Origin of the sequence: Vibrio sp. 10N.261.51.A4 (genome assembly GCF_041471945.1) — a bacterium.
Taxonomy (GTDB): Bacteria; Pseudomonadota; Gammaproteobacteria; order Enterobacterales; family Vibrionaceae; genus Vibrio; species Vibrio crassostreae_C.
Map to the genome: position 1 here is coordinate 1 of NZ_JBFRPJ010000129.1, position 614 is coordinate 614.

Genomic DNA, 614 nt, shown 5'->3' on the forward strand with positions numbered 1-614 from the left:
CAGGGCGCGAGCACACTTTGTTCAATTTATAACCCAAAGAAGACTCGTGCCCGATAATCATCGTTCCAAGCAGCCTTCTTCAACTTCACTTTTTGGCTTGGTGCACCACATTCGCATTGCTTCAGCATGTTCATCACAAAGCGTCTAAACAACGCTATATTTTCTACAGCACCATCTAGCGTGATCCGTGAGTAATCCTCTTTAAAAACAACATCTAATACGTAATGCTGGCTGTTTTCAATACGCCAATGCTGACGAATGTAGTGGCCTAGCATTTTGTGATTCGGCGACATAGAGCTTATGTAATATGAGGTGTCTACACTTCCTTTTCCGTTGATCACTCGATGCCGCTCCACCGCAATGATGCTTCGTACTGTCGGCCATTTCTCCGCAAGCTCTTTAGGTAACTTAGCCTTTAACTGAAATACATATCTTTCTTCACTGCGGCCATGGTGCTTCTCTTTGATTTCGGTAACTATTTTCTCTTTACCTGCTTCAAAGACAGCTTGAAATTGCTCCACAATAGCCACTCTCAATTTGGGCTGGTTGTTCTTCACTTGAACAACAACGTGAGCCTTTTTCTCTGCAATTTTCTCGAGCGTATCGCGCTGACA

General features: G+C 43.8%; 1 protein-coding gene. It reads right to left on the bottom strand.

From position 1 onward, the window contains the following. Window positions 1–26 precede the first annotated feature (26 nt). Window positions 27–614: ISAs1 family transposase (locus tag AB4384_RS22925; RefSeq protein WP_372130153.1), on the bottom strand; the 588-nt coding region annotated here is incomplete at its 5' end.